Raw genomic sequence first — 4040 nt, forward strand, 5'->3', positions numbered from 1 at the left:
AAGGCGGCCCGCTGGCGCGCCGCCCCCGAGCCGGTCCGGCGCAGGCGGCCGAGGCGGGCCGTGACGAGCGGGAGGTCCCCGGAGTCCTCCAGGCTGTCGCGGACGTGGGCCACGAGGCGTCCGACGAGGTCCCAGGCCCGGGTCCGCCGGCCGCTGAACAGGTCGAGCCCCTCGCCCTCCACGCCGTCCCTGGCCGCCCGCCAGTAGGCGCCGCGGAGCACCGACTGGTCGACGGGCGGCGCCGGGATCCCCGCCCGCACGTCGCGCAGCGCGGTGGCGACGAGCGCCCGCACGAGCCCGGCCAGCGTCACCGCCTCCTCGACCGTGGCGCAGCAGTCCGCGGTGCGGAACTCGACGGTCGGCAGGTGGTCGGAGACCCGGACGAACCAGTAGATCATCCCCCGGTCCATGATCGCCCCGCTCGCCGTCAGCCCGGCCACCACGTTCTCGTAGTGCGCGGCCGACCGGAAGTACGGCGGGGGCTCGGCGCTCGGCCAGCGGCCCATGACCAGCGCGCGCCAGCTCGCGTAGCCGGTGTCGAGGCCGTCCGCGAACGGCGAGTTGGCGGCGAGCGCCTGGAGAACCGGCAGCCAGGGACGGGCGTGGTTGCTGACCTGGACGGCCTCCTCGCGGTCACCCACGCCGACGTGCACGTGGCAGCCGCACACCCCCTGCCCTCGGGCGATCCCGCGGAACTCGCGCACCATGGCGCCGTACCGCGCGTGCGGGGTGACCGGCGGCATCCCGGCGTTGCCGCACAGCGCGGTGCCGCAGGCGGCCAGCCGTACACCCGCGGACGCCGCGGCCTCGGCCGCGCGGGCGCGCATCTCGAACAGGTCGTGCTGGAGACCACGCAGGCCGGTGTGGACACCGCTGTTGGTCTCGAGTTGAAAACGGGTCAGTTCGGGCACGATCCGGGACGCCATGGAGGCGCCGGCGCGGCGACGCACCTCCTCCGCCACCGGGACGACGCGCCCGGTTCGGGGGTCGAGGAGCAGGAACTCCTCCTCGACGCCCACGGTGAGCGGTGCGCGCGGTTCGACCGCCGCCGGAGCGACGAGGGAGGTTCCCTGACGAGTGCCGAACTGGACCTCCCCTGTCACATCAGGCATAAGCGGTCTTTCACTCCCACTTTTCCGTCAGCAGACGGCCCAGTTGTTCACCCCCTGGGTCCCCTCGGACATCCTGGACAAAACCGTCATGCCGTTTCTTGGCCGAGGTTTGCCCTGCTCGGGCGGGTGGCAAGGCGCTCCCCGGCGCCCGATGAGGCGCCGGTAGGATGAAGCGGTCAATCGGCGCTGTTCACTGCTTTGCCCCGAAGGCGCCGGTTCAGCCGGCAGATTCGAGGCATCGGTGAGCGTGACAGAGCCCCCCGCGGCGGCCCCCGTGCCCCCGCGACCGTGGAGGTGAGCGGGTGACCGCCGCAGTCGTCCTGAGCAGCCTCCCGGTCCCCGGCGACGCCGCCGGTCAGGTGCTGTCCGTCGCGCTGACCGGCGCGCTGGACTTCACCAACGCCGAACGGCTCGGGCACGACGTGGAGGCCCTGCTGAGCCCGGAGCACCGCGGGCTGGTGCTCGACATGAGCGGGGTCGAGTTCTGCGACTCCACCGGCATCCGCGTGCTGCTGATCGTCAGAAAGCTGGTCCGGGAGCGCGGCGGGGACGTGGCGCTGGCCGGCCTGAACGCCCGGCTCACCAGGATCTTCAGGATCACCGGGCTCATCCACGCCTTCACGGTGACCGCGGGGCCGCAGGAGGCGGCGGAGGCGGTGCGCACGAGGTCGCCGTCCGCCTGAGGACGCCGCCCGGATTCCGGGCGCGACCGCGGCGGCGATCACCGATGATGGCGAGGGCAGGGCGAGCATCGAGGAGGACAGGTGGTGGGACACCACCGGCAGTGGCCGATCACGGACGACCTCGCGACGCTGCGGGAGAACATCCAGCGGTACGCGCGGGGCGCCGGCCTGACCGGCACGCGACTGGACGATCTCGTCATCGCCGCCAACGAGGCCGCCATCAACGTTCTGGAGCACGGCGGCGGCACCGGCACGATCTCGATGTGGCACGAGGCCGGCACGCTGGCGGTCGACGTGGTCGACGAGGCGGGCCTGCTGAGGCCGGGGGCCGTCCCCGGCGAGCGGCCGCCCGGCCAGAGCGACCGCGGCTACGGGCTGTGGCTCATGGGCGTGCTGTGCGACGACGTGAACATCGAGCAGGTGCCCGGATGCTCCCGGATCCGGCTGTCCATCCGGCTCCCGGCTCCCGGGCCGGACGGCTCCGGCTCCGCCGAGGCCGACGACGCGGCGGACAAAGCGGGCGAGGGGGCCGGCGGTTTCGGACCGGCCGTCGCGGCACCGCCCGCGCTCGACGACTCCGCCGGCCGCGTCCGCTGACCTCCGGGGCGCCTCCACGACCCCCTGCGCCCGTCACGATTTCGCGCGCGGACCCAGGCCGCGCGTCGGAGTTGGCCCTCGTTATCGTCCCGATCACGTAAATCGGGCCGCTCACGCCGGCCGTCCGGCTTAACCTGGGTCCGCGACCACAGGGACGTCCTCAATCGTTACTTGAGGTACGCCCACGACGCGGCTGCCACCGCGATCAGGACACAGAGGCGAATGGTCCGGGGTGTGCTGTCCACCACGTCCCGGACCGCTCTGGCCACCTCCCCGATCCAGGAGCCCGGCTCCTGGTCGTGAAAGCGCTCAACCTGGCGGCGTCCCCCGCTTCCGCGGGACCGGATAGCAGTCATCTTGGCCCCCTCCATATGCGCTGCCCGGGGAGTTCCACCCCGTTCATTCATGACAGGCCCGCTGTCGCGCCCCCTGTCCTCCAGGGAGCCGATGGCCGGGGCTCCTGGGTGAAATCCCCACGACGCCGTCGCACCGGCCCACTTGGAGGGGATTGCGGACCTTTCCCAGAATGGTCACAGGTGACGGTCCGTATACGCAACGCATGCGAGCGGCATTCCGGTATGCGTACGAAGAGTGACGACTGAATCACGAGTCGCTATGGACTTTCGTCCGGATTTGTCCCTTTTATTCCGCTTTTGTGTCCGATTTGCCCGGCACGTTTTCTGGAAATTTTTAGCGACGCGCGACACGCCGACATTTTTCTGAGGCCGTCGTACACGGACGGTCACGAAGCCCGGCCGTACGGCCGTAAACGGCTATCCCCGGGCCGTGACACGGCGTGGGGCGCCGCGGGCCATCAGGTAGCCCACTACGACCAGGACCGCCCCGAGCGCGAGGAAGGACAGGTCGTACGCGAGCTGGTACGGCCCCGGCCGGACGTGGTGCACGCCGAGGATCTCGTGGTCGATCACGCCCTCGACGAGGTTGAACACGCCCCAGCCGACGATCATCCAGCCGGCCAGCTCGCGGGGGGCGTGGGGCCCGGTGCGCGACAGCAGGGCGACCCCCACGAGGACGAGCACGAGGCACAGGGCGTGGAACGCCCCGTCGCCGATCATGTTGACGCGTTCGTCGTGCGGATACCAGCCGCTCAGCATGTGGTGCCAGCCGAGGAGCTGGTGCAGCAGGATGCCGTCGATGAAACCGCCGATGCCGAGGCCGAGCACGAGGCCGGCCGAGCGCGTGGTCGCCATCTCGTTCAGCTACCCCGTCCCCACACGCGGTAACGGGACGCCCGGCGGGCGAGCCCGGGCCCGTGGCCGTACAGGGAGCCGCCCACTGTCCGGCACTTCGCGTTAATGCCCGGTTAAAACCGTCTCGTCATGGTGCCTCCGTAGCCGGATCACGATCGCTCCGGCGGGACGAAGGGGCACACACGCATGAGCCAGGGGCACGGACATCCCCACGGTCACGGGCACGCCCACGACCACGATCACGACCACGAGGGCCTCGCGCTCACCGAGGGCGAGATGGCGCCGGTCGTCGACCTGTCGGTGGCGGACGAGGAGCTCTCGCCGTCCCAGCTGTCGCGCCGCCAGATGTTCCGGCGGGCCGGCCTGCTCGGCGCCGGCCTCACGGCCGCGGGCGTCCTCGCCGCCCCGGGCGTGGCCGCCGCCGACGCCGCGACCCT

4 protein-coding genes and 1 pseudogene are annotated in these 4040 nt (G+C 71.8%); 3 read left to right on the forward strand and 2 right to left on the reverse strand.

Translation table 11 applies throughout. The features are described 5' to 3' along the window. Positions 1 to 1112: carboxylate-amine ligase (locus MPTA5024_RS14880; RefSeq protein ID WP_084369848.1), on the reverse strand; the 1112-nt coding region annotated here is incomplete at its 3' end. A gap of 302 nt (positions 1113 to 1414) precedes the next feature. Here MPTA5024_RS14880 and MPTA5024_RS14885 point away from each other — a divergent pair. Together MPTA5024_RS14885 and MPTA5024_RS14890 are read left to right on the forward strand one after the other, a co-directional pair. Continuing rightward, entirely contained in the window at positions 1415 to 1795 is a 381-nt protein-coding gene (locus MPTA5024_RS14885) for an STAS domain-containing protein (RefSeq protein WP_198167160.1), read from the forward strand. A gap of 81 nt (positions 1796 to 1876) precedes the next feature. Next, on the forward strand, positions 1877 to 2392 hold the full coding sequence (locus MPTA5024_RS14890; RefSeq protein WP_051458198.1) for an ATP-binding protein: 516 nt from the start codon (positions 1877 to 1879) through the stop codon (positions 2390 to 2392). Between the two features lie 773 nt (positions 2393 to 3165). Here MPTA5024_RS14890 and MPTA5024_RS14900 read toward each other — a convergent pair. After that, positions 3166 to 3603 (reverse strand): DUF2243 domain-containing protein, encoded by a 438-nt coding sequence (locus tag MPTA5024_RS14900; protein ID WP_036324645.1) that lies wholly within the window; start codon positions 3601 to 3603, stop codon positions 3166 to 3168. Positions 3604 to 3789: 186 nt separating this feature from the next. Here MPTA5024_RS14900 and MPTA5024_RS42175 point away from each other — a divergent pair. Continuing rightward, positions 3790 to 4040: pseudogene (locus tag MPTA5024_RS42175) on the forward strand (hypothetical protein); the annotation flags it as partial.

Source organism: Microbispora sp. ATCC PTA-5024 (genome assembly GCF_000511135.2).
GTDB classification, from domain to species: domain Bacteria; phylum Actinomycetota; class Actinomycetes; order Streptosporangiales; family Streptosporangiaceae; genus Microbispora; species Microbispora corallina.

Excerpts from the sequence above, each read along its gene's own strand:
- MPTA5024_RS14900 (WP_036324645.1), bottom strand. The coding sequence starts at position 3,603 with ATGGCGACCACGCGCTCGGCCGGCCTCGTGCTCGGCCTCGGCATCGGC.